The following is a 16,718-nucleotide window of genomic DNA, read 5'->3' as shown; positions in this document are numbered from 1 at the left end:
ACGGCGTCCCCCGGACGCCGGGCGCTATTCCGGCGCGCGCCAGCGGATCCCGTGCGCGTCGAGCACCTGCTGCATGAGGGCGAGCGCCCCCGCGCGCGTCGCGGGATCGGCCGACAGGTCGTGCTCCTCACGCGGGTCGCGCGCGTGCTCATATACGCCAAGCGTGTTCACGTTGCTCTGGATGACGTGCACCGTGTCGGTGACCACCGACTTCTGGTCGGCGCGTCCCGCCAGCGTGGCGGGGCTGACGTTGATCCCCTTGTTCACCTCGGCGATCACCGGGCTCACCGCGCTCCCCACCTCACCGGTCATCACGGGGCGCAGTGAGGTGCCGCCGAGTGCGCGGTCGCGCGTCCCGAGCGCCAGGTCCACGATCGTCGCCGCCAGGTCGCGCAACGACACCAGTTCGCCGATGCGCTGGCCGGCCGGGACCCCCGGGGCGTTCAGGATCACCAGCGGAACGTGCAGCTGGTCGAGGTAGAGCCCGTTCCCATGTCCCACGAGACCGTGCTCGCCGAACAGTTCGCCGTGGTCCGAGGTGATGATCACGATGGTGTTGCGCAACACCCCGCGCCGCTCGAGGGTGCGCAGCACACGGTCGACCTCCGCGTCCATGTAGCGGATCGCCCCGTGATAGCGGTCGATGTCGAGCCCCTCCTTGCCGTACATCGTGCGGTACCGCGTGGGGGGCACGTACGGCGCGTGCGCGTCGAAGAAGTTGAGGAAGGCGAAGAACGGACGCCCCTCGAGTCCTCCCTGCCAGCGCAGGAAGCCGTCGGCGATCTCGCCCGCCGGGATGAAGTCGTGCGCCACGTAGTTGCCGTGCGCGACCAGCGAGAGCGGCAGCGCCCCCTTCACCGCGCCGCGAAGCCAGTGGGACTTCTCCCACTCGTAGTAGGCATTCACCACCGACCGCGTCTGCGTCAGCGTCGTCGACAGGGCGTACTCGGCGAGGGAATACTTCGTGTCCTCGTAGCGCAGGAACCCCTGCGCCAGGCCGGTCCGGTACCAGGCCGCCACCGAGTTCGCCGCGAACCCCCCGGTGGCGAGGCCATGCGCGCGCATCACCTCCGTCAGCGTCACGCGAGCCTCGCCCAGCGGAACCTTCCAGTCGGCCCCGGCGATGCTGGCGTATGCGCCGGTGAACATCGAGGCATGTGACGGCAGTGTCCACGATGACGAGCTGAAGGCCCGATCGAAGACGACACCGCGGCGCCCCCACTCCGCCAGCCTCGGCGTGTTGTCGTACGGCCCCCCGAACATCCCCATGCTGCTCGCCCGCACGGTGTCGAGGATGATGAGCAGGACGTTCGGCGTCCCCTCCGGCACGGCGGCGAGCGAGGCCAGGGCGCGCGACTCGCCCCGCGCGCGCAGCAGCTTGGTCGACGACGCCACGAGCACGCTCGCCAGCACCCCCGCTACCGCCAGCATCCGGCTCGCGCGTCGCAGCAAGCCTTCTCGCTTCCGCGCCAGGGCATGCAGCTGCACCGCGCAACCCAGCGCCAGGGTGGCGAGCGCCCAGGGTGAGATGCGCTGGAAGAGCAGGAGGATCGCGAACGCCACGATGCCCCCCACGAACGCGGTGAGGAGCGCGAACGTCGCGCGACGAGGCCAGAGCACGTGCAGCGCCGCGGGGAGAGCAGAGAGCGAACCCACGACCAGCAGGTAGCCGGCGGAGGTCAGCAGCACCTGGTCACGCAGCCACCACTTCCACGAGAAGACCCCGAAGACGTGGCGCATCGCCGCGACGACCCCAAGGTGTCCCCAGCAGGCGATCATCGCGGCAGCGACGACCAGGACGAGGGCGTCCGTCACGCGGTGAGGAGCCGGTCGAAAGATGGAGTCGCGCATCGAGGTGGTTCGGGGGAGATTCGTGGCCTGCGCTCCCGTCGCCCTCGAGCCCTGCGCAGCCGCAGTCGCCCACTCTCGTCACGCACCCTTCCGCCGCCAGAGGTGTCGGAGAACCGTCGGGAAAATTGTCGCGCCCGGTACGCCTCCCGCAATCAAGGTGCCAAACGATCGTCGGCGGGAGGATGCCGTCGCCCGCGATCCCCCTACGCCTCCCAGCCCGGTCACCCGATACCCCTTGGCCCCGGCTCGGCCGACCGTGCAGGCACTGTCCGGCCGGAGGATTCGCATGAACGATGCTGCGGGGGGGATGCGCCAAAGGCGACGTACGTCACACGCGCGCTGGGGGGTCAATGCGCTCGTGGCCGCATCGGTTCTCGCCATCGCCTGTTCGATCTCGCGTCGTCAGGAGACCGAGATGGGCCAGCTGTACGCGAAGCAGATCGACGCCGACTGGCCCGTGGTACGCGCACCGGAGATCGCGGGCTACCTCACCCTGCTCGGCGACTCGCTCGCCAGCGTCACCGGCACGAAAGATGTGGAGTGGCGCTTCACGCTGGTCAACTTCGCCGACGTGAACGCCTTCGCCCTCCCGGGCGGCTTCATCTACGTCACGCGTGGCCTGGTGGAGCGCACGGCCACGATGGACCAGCTCGCGGGGGCCATGGCGCACGAGCTCTCGCACGTGACGCGGCGGCACGCCGTCAAGCAGATGGAGGCCGCGCAGCGCGCCAACGTGGGCGTCTCGCTCGCCTGCGTCCTCACGGGTATCTGCGAGAGCACGGCGACCCGCGTCGGGATCGAGCTGGGTGGCGCTGCCCTCTTCGCGAAGTACAGCCGCGATGACGAGCGCCAGGCCGACGAGGACGGCGTTCTCCTCGTGACACGCGCCGGCATCGATCCCGAGGGAATCCCCAGGCTCCTGCAACGGCTCCTGGATGAGCGGAAGGCGAAGCCGGGGGCGCTCGACGCCTGGTTCAGCACCCATCCCTACGAAGAGGATCGCATCCAGTACACCAGCGCCCTCATTGCCCGGCTCGACCCGGCGCGCGTCGCCCGGCTCGCCATCGACACGCCCCGATTCCAGGAGTTCCGCGACCGGGTGAAGCAGCTCGAGGCGCCGAAGAAGGGGCGTTAGGCGTCCGACGTCGCCCGACGCTCAGATCTCCCCACGCCCGGCGAACTGCGCCATCTTCTCGGCGGCGCGGAACGCCAGCGCCATGATCGTCATGGTCGGCTGCCCCCGCCCCGAGGTGACGAGACTGCTCCCGTCGCAGATGAAGAGGTTGGGGACATCGTGTGCGCGGTGGTTCCGGTCCACCACGCTCGTCCGCGGGTCGTTCCCCATCCGGCACGTCCCCAGCAGGTGCGCGGTCCCGCCCGACACCTCCACCGGGAGGGCGAAGTGCGACACCGCCCCCGCCGCCACGTGCAATTCCTTCGAGCGCTCGGCCAGGAAGCGCATCATCTTCAGGTCGTCCTCGTGGTCGCGATAGGTGACGCGGATGGCGGGGAGTCCGCGTTCGTCCTTGTGCGTGGGATCGAGGGTGATGCTATTGGAGGCCACCGGCAACGAGGTGGTGTGGCCGAAGACCGTCATCTGCCGCGTGAAATCGTGGGCGAGCATGCGCTTGTAGTCCGCCCCCCAGTTGCGGCGCCCGGGCTCGGCGGCATTGAGCGCGAAGAAGATGGGGAGCGTGATGTCGGCGCGGGCATCGAGCCCGCCCCCACCATAGAAGCCGCGCTTCGGGTCCGAGTCGTACCAGTCGAGTGCGATGCGCGTCACCTGGACGCCCTTGTACTCGTTGAGCGGGTGCTCGTAGGTGCCCGGCGTGATCGTCGCGCCGTTGAACATCAGGTGGCGCCCGACCGCCCCTGAGGAGTTGGCCAGCCCCTGGGGGAAGCGGTTGCTCCGCGACATCAGGAGCAGGCGGGGGGTCTCGGCGCCGTTGCAGCTGAGCACGACCGCGCGGGCACGCTGGCGCTGCTCCTTCCCCTCGGCATCGTAGTAGATGACCGCCGAGGCGCGCCCGCGGGCGTCGACCTCCACCTTGCGCACGTGGCAGTTGGGGCGCACTTCGCACCGCCCGCTCCCCTCGGCCAGCGGAATCATCGATGCGAGCGTCGAGCTCTTGGCGCCGAACTCGCACCCGTACCCCTGGCAGAAGCCGCAGTTCTGGCACGCCATGCGCCCGTTGTGCGGGCGCGAGAGGATCGCCATCGGCGCCGGAAAGGGGTGCCATCCCAGCTTCCGGGCCCCCCGCTCGAAGAGGATCCCCGACGACTTCACCGGGAGGGGAGGGACCGGATACGGGCGCGACCGCCTCGGCTCCCCCCACGCCCCCGCCTCGCCCGACACCCCGACATCCCAGTCGACCTTGGTGTAGTAGGGCTCCAGCTCGTCGTAGGTGATGGGCCAGTCCTGGAGGTCGGCGCCCGGGATCGCGCCCAGGGTGCTGCGCTCGTTGAAGTCGGTGGGGCGAAAGCGCCAGAAGTTGGCGGTGAAGTGCACGCTGCTCCCACCGACCAGGCTCGCGCTCCAGATGCCGCCGGGGCGCGGCTTGGCCACTTCGCCGGCGCGCTGCCGCCAGGTGACCGGCGTCTTGCTGGCGAGCTCGTTCCGGAAGAAGTACTTGAACTCGTCATGCTCGAACTGCGCCGGCTCGAGGCGCGGCCCCTTCTCCAGCACGACGACGGCGAACCCCGCCACCGACAGCTCCTTCGCGATGATTCCGCCAGCTGCACCGGAACCCACGACCACGAAATCCACGGGCGACGCGAGTGCGTAGCGCACGCCACGGCGTTGCTGCATGGCCTATCGCCCTCCCGCTGCTTCCGCGTCGTAGTGGCCGAACGGGGGGGCATACGTGGGCTGGTGGTCGAAGCCGAGGAGCTTCCACCCCACGGCATCGCGGTTCCCCCCATACCTGGGGTCGGCGAACATCCCCACCATCGTCGCGAAGCGCATCCCCTGGAAGAAGTCGCCCTTCTCCATCTCGACGAGGATCGCGTCCTGGTCGGCGGGGGCGAGCCCGGCGAACGACGTCGCCCCGGGATTGCGCCTGGCGGCTCGGCGGCGCAGCTCGGCGATGCCCCGCTTCACGTCGGGGAGCTGCGCCTTGTCGAACGTCGCCAGCGCCTGGTCGATGAAGTAGATGACCCCCGCCTCGCGCGCCCCCGGCGTGTCGGTCGTCGGCATGATGCGCTCGGCGACGGCGGCGAGCTCGGCGGCCTCCGCCGGCGTCAGGACCCGGAACGGGGGGGCCGGGCGCTGCGCCATCGCCCACGCCGCGTGCGCCAGCGCCGGACGCACCCGTCCCCAGTCGGCGAGCAGCCACGTCGCGCCCGCGAGCGTGCTTGTGGCGAGGAAGGACCTGCGGCTCGTCGGCATCCGTGGAGGCGTGGGAGTGGCACTGTGCTGCTCTTGGCAGCTGGCGGAACGGGACAAACTGCCCCGCCACCACGTTCTGTCAATACGCGCGTGGCGCGCGTCGCATCGGCGCGCCCATTCGCGGCGCGCCCGCTCACCCCCCCGCGATCGCCCCCACGATCATGAACGGCTCCCGCCCCTCGGCCACCGCCGCCGGGAGCGGCGCGTCCGGCGAATCGTGCGAGAGATCGGCGCCGCACGCGAAGAAACGGAGGAAGGGGCGGCGGCGCTGCGTGCCATGGTCGCGCACCGTCCCGCGCAGCACGGGATACCGCGCCTCCAGCGCATCCAGCACCGCGCGCTGGGTCACCTCCCCCTTCACGTCCAGCGCCACCTCCGCGCCAACCCTGGCCAGCGTCTGCAGGTGGAAGGGAATGATCACCTGGATCATGACAGCGTCTGCACCTCCACCGAGAGCACCGACGGGAGGTCGCGCACGATCGCGGTCCAATGGTCGCCGCCATCGGGCGACATGTACACCTGCCCCCCGGTCGTCCCGAAGTAGATCCCGCACTCGTCGAGCGTGTCCTTCGACATCGCGTCGCGCAGGACGTTCACGTAGCAGTGCTCCTGCGGGAGCCCATTGCCGAGCGCCTCCCACTCCGTCCCCCCGCTCCGGCTGCGGTATACCCGCAGTCTTGCATCTGGCGGGTAGTGCTCCGAGTCGCTCTTGATGGGGACGACGTAGACCGTCTCCGGGTCGTGCGCGTGCACCTCGATGGGAAACCCGAAATCGCTCGGCAGGTTCCCGCTGACGAGCTGCCACGACTCGGCGGCGTCGTCGGTCCGCATCACGTTCCAGTGCAGCTGCATGTAGAGGCGCTCCGGGCGTGCGGCCGGCATCGCCAGGCGGTGGACGCAGAACCCCACCTCGACGTTCGGGTCGGGGAGGTACTTCGACTGGAGGCCGCGGTTCACCGGCTTCCAGCTGGCCCCGCCATCATCCGACCGGAACGCGCCCGCCGCCGAGATGGCGACGTAGAGTCGCTGCGGATTGCCGGGGTCGATGAGGATCGTGTGCAACCCCATCCCGCCGGCCCCGGGCTGCCAACGATCCCCCGTGGCGTGGCGACGGAGCCCCGGCAGCTCGTGCCAGCTCTTCCCGCCGTCGGTGGTACGGAAGAGCGCCGCGTCCTCGACGCCGGCATACGCGGTGTCGGGATCGTGCAGCGACGGCTCGATGTGCCAGACGCGCTTGAACTCCCACGGGTGCGGCGTCCCGTCGTACCACTGGTGCGTCCCCGTCGTCCCGTCGTAGGCGAACTCGTTCCCCACCGCCTCCCAGGTCTTGCCGCCGTCGTCGGAGCGCTGCAGCACCTGCCCGAACCACCCGCTGGTCTGGGACGCATAGATGCGGTCGGGATTGGCCGGTGAGCCCTTCATGTGGTAGATCTCCCACCCGCCGAAGTGGGGACCGCTCACCGTCCACGTGTCGCGCCTTCCATCCGCTTCGAGGATGAAGGCGCCCTTCCTCGTTCCGACCAGCACGCGCACACCGCTCATCTCGCCCTCCCTGGCAGGACCGCCTGGGGCCCGCCGGTGAATCCGGCGGGTCGACCGGCCCGCGGGTTGGACTCCGGCGGGCGGGCGAAATCATCGGGGGCGCGGCACGCGGCGTCAATGTCGCACGGCACGCCGGGCGCGGCGGCAAGCGGACTCGGCCACGTTCGCCACCGACGACCCTGCTAACGCGCGATCACCGCTTGCGCACCAGGACGCGCCAGGTCTCGGGTCCCTCCTCGAGGTAGTCGAAGGTGAAGGCGTCGTCGCCGCGCGTTGCGCGCAGCGTGTAGTACATGCACTTGGGGTCGTGGTCCACGGTCAATTCGAGGACCCCGCCGTCCACGAGCCCTTCGTATGCCCCCATGATGCACTCGAACCGATCCTTCGGCTCGACGGGGCGGACGTCGAGGCGATGCGTCTCGCTCATGCTGCGTCTCCTGCCACTGGTGGTGAGTCGAGTGAGACCAGTGACGGGTCCGAGGCGTGGCTCCCGCACCCCCACCCTCCGCGCCGCCCGAGCCACGTGGCCCACGCCACATGGAAGCGCGTGGAGCTGGGGGCGAGGATCACCGCACCCCCGAATCCCGACAGCGCCAGCCGCGCCATCAGCTCCCCCACGCCGCGCCCCTCGTGCATTACGCTCTCGGGCCCCCCGCCCAGCAGGCGCACATGGGTGAGCGCCGCGCTGCAGTGGGCGAGCAGCTGCGACGCCGTCGCCCCCAGCGGGCCCTGCGCCGGATCGGCGTCCCACGCGACGCTCAGGCCGCGGTGCGCGACCACGACGGCGTCGGCCGCAGCCGTCGAGCCACGCACCACCACCGCGACCGCTGCCCCCGACTCTCGCAGGCGCACCGCCCGGGCCAGCCGCTCCTCGAGGTCGGTCGACGCATCCACCAGGAGCGGGCTCCCCAGCTCGCGCGACAGCCCCACGAGGGCTTCCTCGTCGTCGCGGCCCGTGTCGCGATATCCGGCGATGGCCACGCGCGCGGCCTCCGCCAGCTGTACCGCCTCCCGCGCGGCGCCATGACGCGCCGCGAGCACCCCCGAGACCCCGTGCGCATCGCCGGCACGCAGCTCGAGGGCGGCGAGCCCGTGGCGCAGCGCGCCCGAGATCAGCGCCTCGAGCGGGGCATCCGGGGCGGCCGCCGACGACAGCCCGCTCCGCATCACGCCGGCACCCGGGAAATCTCCACCCGCCACACGGCGGGCCCCTGCTCCAGGTAGTTCCAGCCGAACTGCCCCGGGTGCTCGTACTCGAACTGGTAGCGCAGCGGGCGCGGGTCGTGGTCGTTCAGGAGGATGAACGACTCGCCGGGCTTGAGCGAGGCGAACGTCTGGAAGATCGTCGGGTGCTTCTCGCGCGGGGGGATGACGCGGACATCGAGGGTACGGGACTCGGACATGATCGGGAATTCCTAGGCTGAAAGGGAAGTTGCAACTGCCGGAGACGCCCGGCGGATGAACACGTGCACGCGATCGGGCGCCACCTCGCGCACCTCGTGCGTGCACCCCTGCTCCGCGAGCTTCGGGAGCAGGAACTGGGGGACGCGGACGTTGACCTGCACCAACACCCCGCCCTCCGGGAGCGTCGCGACGGCGTTCAGGGTGTGGGACAACGGCTCGGGAGGCTCCATCCCGCGCACGTCGAGCACCGGCACCTCGGGGTAGAACCAGACGCGCCAATCGTCGTCGGCGAGCCGCTCGGTGTGATGGGCGAGGCCCTGCTTCTCCATCACCTTGTACAGCGGCGCCGGCTCGAAGATGGCGCGCACCACGAGCGCGCCCCCGTCGGGAACCTCGCGCCGCGCCGCCATGATGCGGGCGAAGGGCTCGCGCCCCGCGCGCAGGTCCTCGCGCACGTCGGCTTCCACCACCTTCGCCGCGTCCACCACCTGCAACGCGAGCGGGAACGACTCCTCCAGCGGACTTACCATGTGCCCTCCTTGATCATCCCGGGGTGCCACGCAGGGTCCCAGGTCAGGATCGGTTCGACGTGCGTGATGCCAGGGACGTACGACACGGCCTGCACGATGCCGTTGGTGATGTGCCGCTCCATCGGGCACCCGCGCGTGGTGAGCGTGAAGGTGACCCTGGCCGTCCCCTCCACCACCTCCACCTCGTACACGAGCCCCACGGTCACGATGTCGAGACCGATCTCGGGGTCGATCACCGTGCGCAGCGCATCGCGCACGACCGCTTCTGTCGGCGCCGGGGACGGCGCACTCATGGACGCACTCATGGCCTCCTCCTCGCGATGGCGATCATCTGGAACGCTTCGATGGCGACCCCTCCCGCCAGCAGCACCCCCCCCGACCGCACGCCGATGGCGCTCCCGCCTGCCACCGAGGCGATGAGCGTGGCCACGCCGGCCACGAGGAGCCCCACCGCCCCGTTCGCCACGGGTTGCGAGTACAGGTCGCCCACGCGCGGGAGCGGCCGCGTCCCGGCCAGCGGCCCGAAGTGCCGGTTCCACACCAGGAACGGGACGATCTTGTAGTAGTGCGCGGCGACGAACAGCGCGCACGCCAGCACGATCACCATCACGTAGGCGGTGCTCACGTTCGGCGACACCCGGGCCGTGAGCACCAGGCCCCCGAGCGGGAGGGCGACCGCCAGCAGGGCGAGGGCCACTGCCGCCAGCCGCAATCCGGGGTCCAGGGCCGGGCGGTGCCGCTTCCGATAGAACTCGCGCGCCTGGAGCAGGTAGGCCACCACGCCGGCCGCCAGGCAGAGCGCCGGCACCTCGCGCCCGAGCACCGGGACGTGGTGCAGGAACGACAGCATCGCCGCCCCGCTCGCCAGCAGCGCCACCGCCCAGCGGGCGAAGTGCTCGCGGCCCCCGTGGCTCAGGAGGAACATGGGCAGCAGGCGCTGCGACACGCCCACCATCACCATCAGGACCCATCCGGCGAGGGCGATGTGCAGGTGCGTCCCCAGCGCCAGCGGACGCACGCCGCCCAGGAAGCCGGTGCGCAGGTTGACGCCGAGCGCCGATCCCAGCACCAGCGTGACCGCGAGGAACGCGGCCGCGCACGCGATCGCCCACCAGGTCACGTCCCGGCGCTGCGCCCGGCGCAGCGTCACGCCCAGGTTGGCGAGGAACAGGACGATCCCGGTCCCCAGCACGGTGATGCCCGACAGCAGCAGCGCCCCGCGCCCGAGCACGACGCCGGGGACGAACACCGCGACGCCCGTCACGTGCAACGCGAACGAGAGGTGCGCCACGCGCTCCGAGGCGATCGGCTGCCCCAGCGCGACGGGGAGGAACTGGTACAGCGCCCCCATGATGGAGGTCGTGAGCCAGCCGAGCGTGAAGAGGTGCGCCACCCCGACCACGTGGGGCGAGGGATACGCCCCCAGCGCCAGCGCGGGCGCCACCCACACGACGCCGCCCGCCCCCACCAGCAGGAACGACATCGCGGCGATGAAGTGCTCGCCGGGGAGCCGAAGCGGCGGTGCGCTCACCCGCACCCTCCCGCTGCGGCGGCGCCGACCGCGCTCCCGTCCAGCTGCAACACCTCGCGCACCGTGGCGGCGATCGCCCGCATCGCCACCGCCAGCTCCGAGCGCGGCGCCCGGAGCATCGACGGCACGCCACCATCGCCGTCCGAGACGACCTCCTCCTCGAAGGGGAGTTGTCCCAGCAGCGACACGTTCGACGTGCGCCCGAGTGCTTCGCCGCCACCACGCCCGAACGGGTGCGAGCGCCTGCCGCACGCGCACGTGGCGTGGCTCATGTTCTCGACCACGCCGATCAGCGGGACCTCCAGCGTCCGGAACATCTCGATGGCCTTCGCCGCCTCGAGCGAGGCCAGGCGCTGCGGGGTGGTCACGACGACGGCGCCATCCACGACCACCGACTGGGCCAGCGACAGCGGCACGTCGCCGGTCCCCGGCGGGAGGTCCACGACGAGGACGTCCAGGTCCGGCCAGGCGACCCCGCGCGAGAACTGCGTCACCGCCTTCCCGACCATCGGCCCCCGCCACACCGCCGGCGACTCGGCGCCGAGGAAGAAGCCGAACGAGACCACCGAGAGTCCGTGCGCCTCGAGCGGGACGATCTGCTTGTCGTCGGTCATCCGCGCGCGGGCCGCGCCGTCCTCGAGCCCCAGCAGCACCGGGACCGAGGGACCGTAGATGTCGGCGTCGAGGAGCCCGACCTTGAGCCCCGACTCCTGCAGCGCCAGCGCCAGGTTCACCGCGACGGTGCTTTTCCCCACCCCTCCCTTCCCCGCCCCCACGGCCACGATGCGCCGCGCCCCCGGCAGCCGCCCCTGGCGCGCCCACGGGTCGCGCTCCACCGGCTTGCGCTCGGGGGTGAGCAACTGGATCTCCGTCCGTACCGCACCCGCCTGCGCGAGTCGCGCCGTGATGGCGTCGCGCAGCAGCCCGGGAACGTCCTCGCGCTCGGTCGACAAGGTCAGCGACACGTGCACGCGATCGTTGTGCACCGCGATGCTGCGCACCAACCCGAGCTTGACGATGTCGCTGCGAAGCCCCGGGTACGGGACATCCGCCAGCGCCTCACGCACCAATGCCTCGGTCAGCATCATCCCTCCGTGGGTTCGTACGAGCAGCTGGCGTCGCCCTCGGGGATGTAGCTCACGCGGGTGAGGGTCTCGTCCAGCAGCTCCGTCAGGAAGCCGATCTCGGCACGACAGGGGATGTTCGTCGCGTCGACCAGGTCGCGCAGCGGGCAGTGACACAGGCGCAGCCGCGGCGTGTGGTCCCGCTCCTCGATGACCAGCATGAACCCCAACTCGGAAAAGATCTGCGCCACCTCCTCGAGCCGCGCGCGCCCCTCGAGGTGCGCCACGCGCGACGCCGCCTCGGCGCGTCGCCGGTCGATGTACTCGGTGAAGAAGTCGCGCAGGAGCCGCTCGTGCCTGTGCTTCACCAGGTAGGCCCCCAGCTCGCGCAGGATCTCCCCCTCGCGCCGGGGAAAGAGCGCCTCGGCCGATTCGGTCAGCGCGTACACGATCTCCGGGCGCCCGGGGCCGCTGCGCACCGCCCCCTCGCGCCGCACCAGCTCGCGCGCGACCAGCGTCTTGAGGTGGTCGCGAATCGTCTCGATGTTGAGCCCGAGCTCCTCTGCCAGCTGCGGGACGCTGGCGCGCCCGCGGCGCTTGAGGGCATCGAGGAGGCCACGATGGCTGGGGGTCATGCGTGTCGGCTGCATCGCGCCTCCCTCATTCGAGGACCCGCCGCTTGATGTGATCCGCCCCCTGCTCGCCGGGACGCAGGGTGTACCAGATGCCTAACGCAAAGACGACGACGACCAGGACCACCGCCCCCCCCACCACCAGCGCGGGGACGACCCCGCCGGACGGGGCGGTCGCGTGGTGTGCGGCGCCGTCCCACCCACCGCGCGGCGCCCAGTTGCGCACGAGGTAGAAGAGCGACCACGCCACGACGAGCAGCAGCAGGACCCACGTCGCGGTCGGGATCGGGGCCGGCGTCTCGGCCCGTGCCGGCTCCCAGTGTTCCTCGTAGCCGGCGCCATAGGCGTTGACCAGGAGCGCCAGCCGCCCGTCCACCACGTCGCCCTCGCGGACGCCGTCGATGGCAATCCCCGGCCCGTTGCGCACCGTGAACGAGACCGAGCGCACGCCGCGCCGCCCCGAGCCGTCGCGCGCGACGAAGCGCAGCGTGTGGACGCCGTCCTCCAGCTGCGTCGTGTCCAGCTCGAAGCGCGCGGGGGGGACGTGCATGGCGAACGGCTCGCTCCCGCCGTCGAGGTAGACCTCGACCAGCGAATGCTCCGGGTGGCGCTCACTTGACACGATGGTCTCCCTTGGCGCGGATGGCAGCGACATCGGCCGCGGTCACCAGCGGCGCGCGGTTCCCCCAGCTGCTGCGTTCATGGTTGATGACGGCGGCAATGTCGTCGTCGGAAAGCGTGGCCCCCCAGGCCGGCATCGGGCTCGAGTAGCGCACCCCGCCGATCTCGCTCCCGCTGGCGCCGAAGAGGACGATCTCGATGTGGCGCGTCTGGTCCTCCGCCGTCACCACCGGGTCGCCCGCCAGCGGCGGGAAGGTCCCCGGGAGCCCGGTCCCCGCCGCCTGGTGACACGCCGAGCAGTTCGCCGAATAGACCTGCGCCCCTCGGGCCGCCCAGTCCGCGTTGCCGCTGGCGGTGGGGGAGGCGGCGGCGCCACCCGACGGCGGAGCGGCCGGCGTCCCGGCGGCGGGGCGCGCTGCACCTGGCAGCGGGGCGCTCTGCAACGAGAGCAGATACGCCACCAGCGCCCGCGCCTCCTCCCGCGGCACCACGACCCCGTGCCTCGGTCCGTGCGGCGCCGGGACCGCGATCGCCGAGTCGCCGGCGCTGGCGCTGTCACGCACCTCGAACAGCCAGGGGAACGACGGCATGATGGAGGCGGGGACCACGGCGCGCGGCTGGTACAGGTGGAGGTAATGCCAGACCGCACTCGGCTGCCGCGCCGCGATGTTGGTGAGGTCCGGCCCGGTGCGCTCCGTCCCGAGGACGCGCGGCGTGGGACGGAACGCCCCCGCGGGGGCGAGGTACGCATAGTCGCCCGCCACCGAGGCGCGGCCGTAGCGCGTCGTGTCTTGCGTCAGCGCCCGCACCTGCTGCGTGTGGCAGTAGGCGCACCCCTCCGACAGGTACACCTGGAGCCCACGCTGCTCGAGCGCGGTCAGCGGGCGCGACCCCGGCGTGGGCGACGCCGCGCGCTGGAGCCAGGCGGCGGGAGCGACGGCGACGACGACACTCAGCGCGATGAAGCCGCCGATCACCGTCCCGAACAGGAGGCGGTGGTTCTCGTGGAAGTCGAGCCTCATGCGACGCTGGCCTCCGCGGCGCGGCGGGGCCCCGCCAGTTGCACTTCACGGGCAGCGGCCGGACGCATCTGCCACAGGTTCCAGGCAAAGACGAAGTGCGACGCCAGCATCAGCGTCCCCCCCACGGCGCGCCCGAGCCAGAAGGGGGCCATGAGCGTGACCGACTCGATGAAGGGGGCCCCCGACATCCAGCTCAACCCCCGCAGCGTCCCGCCGATCGACAGCGCGCCGACATACACGGCGAGCCCGACGATCGACAGCCAGAAGTGGAGCCCGATGGCGCCGTGCGACGGCTCGCGCCCGCTCAGGCGCGGGACGAGGGCATAGACGCCCCCCCAGATGACGAAGGCGACGAAGCCGTACATCGTGAAGTGGGCGTGCCCGACCGTGAAGTCGGTGAAGTGCCACATCTCGTTGAGCGAGCGCAGCGCCTCGAACGTCCCCTGCATCGAGCCGGCGAAGTAGAGCAGGACGCCGACGAAGATGAAGGGGAGCGAGTAGCTGCGGCCGATGGGGCGGGTGCTCCCGCGGATGGTCAGGAGGAAGTTCCCCGTCCCCGCCACCACCGGGACGAGCATCCCGACGCTGAAGATGATGGCCACCGTCTGCAGCAACCACGGCACGGGGCTGAAGACGAAGTGGTGCCCGCCGATCATCGTGTAGAACAGGAGCTGGGTCCAGAAGGCCAGCACGCCGAGCGAGTACGAGTAGATCGGCTTGTTGAGGAGCTTGGGGATGAAGTAGTAGGCGAGCCCCAGCGACATGGGGGTGAACCACATCCCCACCCCCTGGTGCATGTAGTAGCCCTGCACCACGGTGTCGGCCAGCCCGCTCTGGATCCAGGGGACGTAGGCGATGGTCGCCAGGACGATGGTCCAGAGGAGCGCCGCGAGGATGTACCAGTTGGAGATGTAGATCTCCTGCGTGGCGCGCTGGGCGATGGTGCGGTAGAGCGTGATGGCCAGCAGCACGAGCGCCGCGGCGAAGAGCGACATGACCGGCCAGGTGAACTCGCGGAACTCGCCCGAACCGTTGGTGACGCCCAGCAGCAGCTGCAACGCGCCGGCCACCACCGAGGCGTTGATGAGGGCCAGGGCGACCCAGGCCAGCTTGTAGCTGGCGAGCGCGGTGCGGCAGGTGCGCGGCACCACCCAGAGCGCGAGCCCGAGCATCCCCGGCGAGGCAAAACCCCAGAAGACGATGTTCACGTGCACGGGGCGGAGACGTCCGAACGAGAGCGCCGGCGCCACCCCCAGGTCGGGCCAGATGAACTTGAGCGACAGGTACGACCCGACCAGCGTCCCCACCAGGAGCCATACGGCAGAGGTCGCCAGGTAGGCGTACACGAGACGGGTGAGCCGCGCGTCGGTGTCGAAACGCTCCTCCACGCGACTCTTCGCCACGGTAAGGGGACGCGCGACGGGGGCGGGGGTTGCCAGCGTTGCCACTTGCAGCTTCTCGAACGATGGGAGCCTGGAGCCGCGGGCGGGACGGTCCCGCTGCGGCGCGCGAAGGATGATTCGAGGGCGTTGAATTGTCAAGGCAAGTGCCTTGACAATCCCTCGCCCGCACCCTCTACCATGTGCCCGTACCGGCTCCCAAGCTTCGGGGAGTCGCAGGGGTTACGCCGCGACTCCTGGTCGCGACCCCCGGTCGCCCCTACGCCGCCCCCATATCGTCCCGCTCCCGCATGCCACCCCGTCGCCTCCCCACGCTCCTGCTTGCCGCACTCGCCCTCCCGGGATCCATCGCATCGGCACAGAGTCGCCCGCCGCTGAGCGACGCGGCGCGCCGCTACGTCAGTGTCGACGCCCCCGTCGTCGCCCTCACCCACGTCCGTCTCATCGATGGGACGGGTGCCGCCCCCCGCGACGACCAGACGGTCATCATCGACGGGACGCGCATCACGGCCGTGGGGCCGACCGCGAGCACGGCGATCCCGGCCGCCGCGCGCACGATCGACCTCACCGGGCACACGGTCATCCCCGGGCTGGTAGGGTTGCACGAGCACACCTACTTCGGCGGTGTCAAGCGCATCACGCAGATGAGCACCTCGGCGCCGCTCCTGTATCTCGCCTTTGGGGTCACGACGGCGATGACGGCGGGGAGCATGCTCCCGTACCAGGAGCTGAACATGGCGCGCGCGGTCAACGAGGGGCGCATCCCCGGCCCCCGCTTCCTCATCACCGGCCCCTACCTCGACGGCGCAGCCTCCACCAGCGCCAACGCCAAGGCGCTGGCGACGCCTGACGAGGCAACGCGATCGCTCGCCTTCTGGCACGCCGAGGGGGTGCGTTGGGTGAAGGTGCAGGGGCGCATCTCGCGCGCCATGCTGGGGCACGTGATCCGCGAGGCGCACGCGCGCGGGATGAAGGTGACGGGGCACCTCTGCTCGGTGACCTTCGCCGAGGCGGCCGCGCTGGGGATCGACGCGCTGCAGCACGGTTTCATCACGGCCAGCGACTACGTCCCCGGCAAGCAGCCCGACACGTGCCCGCCCGAGAACATGCACGTCCAGACGGACGTGGACGTGGGGAGCGCCCAGGTTCAGGCGTCGATCAAGGCACTGGCGCAGACGAAGTCGGCCGTCGTCTCGACCTTGGCGGTGTACGAGACGTTCTCGCCCCAGCGCTTCCGGCTCGACACGGCGGCGATGGCGATGCTCGACCCGGAGGTGCGGCGCGAGGTGGAGCGGAATCATGCCAGCCTCGCCGAAGGAGGGCTGGTCGTGACCCCCGGGCTCCTGGCGAAGATGATGCGCTGGGAGCGCGACTTCGTTGCGGCTGGCGGCCTCCTCGGTGCCGGCTCCGACCCGTGGGGGACGGGGTTCCTCCCGGGGTTCGGGAACATCCGCAACTATGAAATGCTTCGCGAGGCCGGCTTCTCCCCCGAGCAGGCGATCCAGGTCCTGACGTACAACGGGGCGCGGATCCTGGGGATGGAGCAGGACATCGGCGCGGTGGCCCCTGGGCGCCAGGCCGACCTGGTGGTGGTGAAGGGCGATCCGGCGACCGACGCGAAGGATCTCTACAACGTGACGACGGTCTTCCGCGCAGGCCTGGGGTACGATTCCGCCAAACTGCGGGCGGCAGCGCACGCGCTGGTGGGGGTGCGATAGGCAACGCGCGCCCAC

Annotated in this window: 18 protein-coding genes; 2 read left to right on the top strand and 16 right to left on the bottom strand. The window is 71.0% G+C overall.

Annotated elements, in window-relative coordinates; genetic code table 11:
• Positions 1-24 precede the first annotated feature (24 nt).
• On the bottom strand, positions 25-1,815 hold the full coding sequence (locus ABS52_06265) for a hypothetical protein (GenBank protein ODT03989.1): 1,791 nt from the start codon (positions 1,813-1,815) through the stop codon (positions 25-27).
• A 343-nt stretch (positions 1,816-2,158) separates the two neighbouring features.
• On the opposite strand from ABS52_06265, the gene ABS52_06260 reads away from it, so the two are divergent.
• Entirely contained in the window at positions 2,159-2,986 is an 828-nt protein-coding gene (locus ABS52_06260; protein ODT04127.1) for a hypothetical protein, read from the top strand.
• A 21-nt stretch (positions 2,987-3,007) separates the two neighbouring features.
• Here ABS52_06260 and ABS52_06255 read toward each other — a convergent pair whose 3' ends face one another.
• The 15 genes from ABS52_06255 to ABS52_06185 all read right to left on the bottom strand — a co-directional run bounded on the left by ABS52_06255 (position 3,008) and on the right by ABS52_06185 (position 14,973).
• Entirely contained in the window at positions 3,008-4,660 is a 1,653-nt protein-coding gene (locus ABS52_06255) for a hypothetical protein (protein ID ODT03988.1), read from the bottom strand.
• 3 nt (positions 4,661-4,663) lie between these two features.
• Positions 4,664-5,239 carry a hypothetical protein gene (locus ABS52_06250; protein ID ODT03987.1) on the bottom strand — a complete coding sequence of 192 codons (576 nt, stop codon included), beginning with the start codon at positions 5,237-5,239 and terminating at the stop codon, positions 4,664-4,666.
• Positions 5,240-5,372: 133 nt separating this feature from the next.
• Entirely contained in the window at positions 5,373-5,669 is a 297-nt protein-coding gene (locus tag ABS52_06245) for a hypothetical protein (GenBank protein ID ODT03986.1), read from the bottom strand.
• A complete protein-coding gene (locus tag ABS52_06240; GenBank protein ODT03985.1) occupies positions 5,666-6,781 on the bottom strand; it encodes a hypothetical protein in 1,116 nt (371 codons plus the stop codon). Before ABS52_06240 ends, ABS52_06245 begins: the two co-directional genes overlap by 4 nt.
• Positions 6,782-6,974: 193 nt before the next feature.
• On the bottom strand, positions 6,975-7,208 hold the full coding sequence (locus ABS52_06235; protein ODT03984.1) for a hypothetical protein: 234 nt from the start codon (positions 7,206-7,208) through the stop codon (positions 6,975-6,977).
• On the bottom strand, positions 7,205-7,948 hold the full coding sequence (locus tag ABS52_06230; GenBank protein ODT03983.1) for a hypothetical protein: 744 nt from the start codon (positions 7,946-7,948) through the stop codon (positions 7,205-7,207). Before ABS52_06230 ends, ABS52_06235 begins: the two co-directional genes overlap by 4 nt.
• On the bottom strand, positions 7,948-8,184 hold the full coding sequence (locus tag ABS52_06225; protein ID ODT03982.1) for a hemerythrin: 237 nt from the start codon (positions 8,182-8,184) through the stop codon (positions 7,948-7,950). The genes ABS52_06230 and ABS52_06225 overlap by 1 nt, the downstream gene beginning before the upstream one ends.
• 12 nt (positions 8,185-8,196) lie before the next feature.
• A complete protein-coding gene (locus ABS52_06220) occupies positions 8,197-8,715 on the bottom strand; it encodes a hypothetical protein (GenBank protein ID ODT03981.1) in 519 nt (172 codons plus the stop codon).
• The gene (locus ABS52_06215; GenBank protein ID ODT04126.1) at positions 8,709-9,008 is read right to left on the bottom strand and encodes a hypothetical protein; all 300 of its coding nucleotides are present in this window, start codon (positions 9,006-9,008) and stop codon (positions 8,709-8,711) included. Before ABS52_06215 ends, ABS52_06220 begins: the two co-directional genes overlap by 7 nt.
• 8 nt (positions 9,009-9,016) lie before the next feature.
• Entirely contained in the window at positions 9,017-10,198 is a 1,182-nt protein-coding gene (locus ABS52_06210) for a hypothetical protein (GenBank protein ID ODT03980.1), read from the bottom strand.
• Between the two features lie 44 nt (positions 10,199-10,242).
• Entirely contained in the window at positions 10,243-11,334 is a 1,092-nt protein-coding gene (locus ABS52_06205; protein ID ODT03979.1) for a hypothetical protein, read from the bottom strand.
• A complete protein-coding gene (locus ABS52_06200; protein ODT03978.1) occupies positions 11,331-11,945 on the bottom strand; it encodes a hypothetical protein in 615 nt (204 codons plus the stop codon). Before ABS52_06200 ends, ABS52_06205 begins: the two co-directional genes overlap by 4 nt.
• A 25-nt stretch (positions 11,946-11,970) precedes the next feature.
• Complete coding sequence (locus ABS52_06195; GenBank protein ID ODT03977.1) at positions 11,971-12,564, bottom strand: hypothetical protein; 594 nt, start codon at positions 12,562-12,564, stop codon at positions 11,971-11,973.
• A complete protein-coding gene (locus ABS52_06190; protein ID ODT03976.1) occupies positions 12,554-13,585 on the bottom strand; it encodes a hypothetical protein in 1,032 nt (343 codons plus the stop codon). Before ABS52_06190 ends, ABS52_06195 begins: the two co-directional genes overlap by 11 nt.
• Positions 13,582-14,973 carry a cytochrome oxidase subunit I gene (locus tag ABS52_06185; protein ID ODT03975.1) on the bottom strand — a complete coding sequence of 464 codons (1,392 nt, stop codon included), beginning with the start codon at positions 14,971-14,973 and terminating at the stop codon, positions 13,582-13,584. Before ABS52_06185 ends, ABS52_06190 begins: the two co-directional genes overlap by 4 nt.
• Before the next feature lie 302 nt (positions 14,974-15,275).
• On the opposite strand from ABS52_06185, the gene ABS52_06180 reads away from it, so the two are divergent.
• Positions 15,276-16,703 carry a hypothetical protein gene (locus tag ABS52_06180; protein ID ODT03974.1) on the top strand — a complete coding sequence of 476 codons (1,428 nt, stop codon included), beginning with the start codon at positions 15,276-15,278 and terminating at the stop codon, positions 16,701-16,703.
• Positions 16,704-16,718 lie beyond the last annotated feature (15 nt).

Source organism: Gemmatimonadetes bacterium SCN 70-22 (assembly GCA_001724275.1).
GTDB lineage: Bacteria > Gemmatimonadota > Gemmatimonadetes > Gemmatimonadales > Gemmatimonadaceae > SCN-70-22.
This window is presented reverse-complemented; position numbering and strand designations above follow the sequence as displayed.

Coding starts and splice junctions, on each gene's coding strand:
- ABS52_06260 (ODT04127.1), top strand. CDS start 2,159: ATGCGCCAAAGGCGACGTACGTCACACGCGCGCTGGGGGGTCAATGCG.
- ABS52_06255 (ODT03988.1), bottom strand. CDS start 4,660: ATGCAGCAACGCCGTGGCGTGCGCTACGCACTCGCGTCGCCCGTGGAT.
- ABS52_06250 (ODT03987.1), bottom strand. CDS start 5,239: ATGCCGACGAGCCGCAGGTCCTTCCTCGCCACAAGCACGCTCGCGGGC.
- ABS52_06245 (ODT03986.1), bottom strand. CDS start 5,669: ATGATCCAGGTGATCATTCCCTTCCACCTGCAGACGCTGGCCAGGGTT.
- ABS52_06240 (ODT03985.1), bottom strand. CDS start 6,781: ATGAGCGGTGTGCGCGTGCTGGTCGGAACGAGGAAGGGCGCCTTCATC.
- ABS52_06235 (ODT03984.1), bottom strand. CDS start 7,208: ATGAGCGAGACGCATCGCCTCGACGTCCGCCCCGTCGAGCCGAAGGAT.
- ABS52_06230 (ODT03983.1), bottom strand. CDS start 7,948: ATGCGGAGCGGGCTGTCGTCGGCGGCCGCCCCGGATGCCCCGCTCGAG.
- ABS52_06225 (ODT03982.1), bottom strand. CDS start 8,184: ATGTCCGAGTCCCGTACCCTCGATGTCCGCGTCATCCCCCCGCGCGAG.
- ABS52_06220 (ODT03981.1), bottom strand. CDS start 8,715: ATGGTAAGTCCGCTGGAGGAGTCGTTCCCGCTCGCGTTGCAGGTGGTG.
- ABS52_06215 (ODT04126.1), bottom strand. CDS start 9,008: ATGAGTGCGCCGTCCCCGGCGCCGACAGAAGCGGTCGTGCGCGATGCG.
- ABS52_06210 (ODT03980.1), bottom strand. CDS start 10,198: ATGTCGTTCCTGCTGGTGGGGGCGGGCGGCGTCGTGTGGGTGGCGCCC.
- ABS52_06205 (ODT03979.1), bottom strand. CDS start 11,334: ATGATGCTGACCGAGGCATTGGTGCGTGAGGCGCTGGCGGATGTCCCG.
- ABS52_06200 (ODT03978.1), bottom strand. CDS start 11,945: ATGACCCCCAGCCATCGTGGCCTCCTCGATGCCCTCAAGCGCCGCGGG.
- ABS52_06190 (ODT03976.1), bottom strand. CDS start 13,585: ATGAGGCTCGACTTCCACGAGAACCACCGCCTCCTGTTCGGGACGGTG.
- ABS52_06180 (ODT03974.1), top strand. CDS start 15,276: ATGCCACCCCGTCGCCTCCCCACGCTCCTGCTTGCCGCACTCGCCCTC.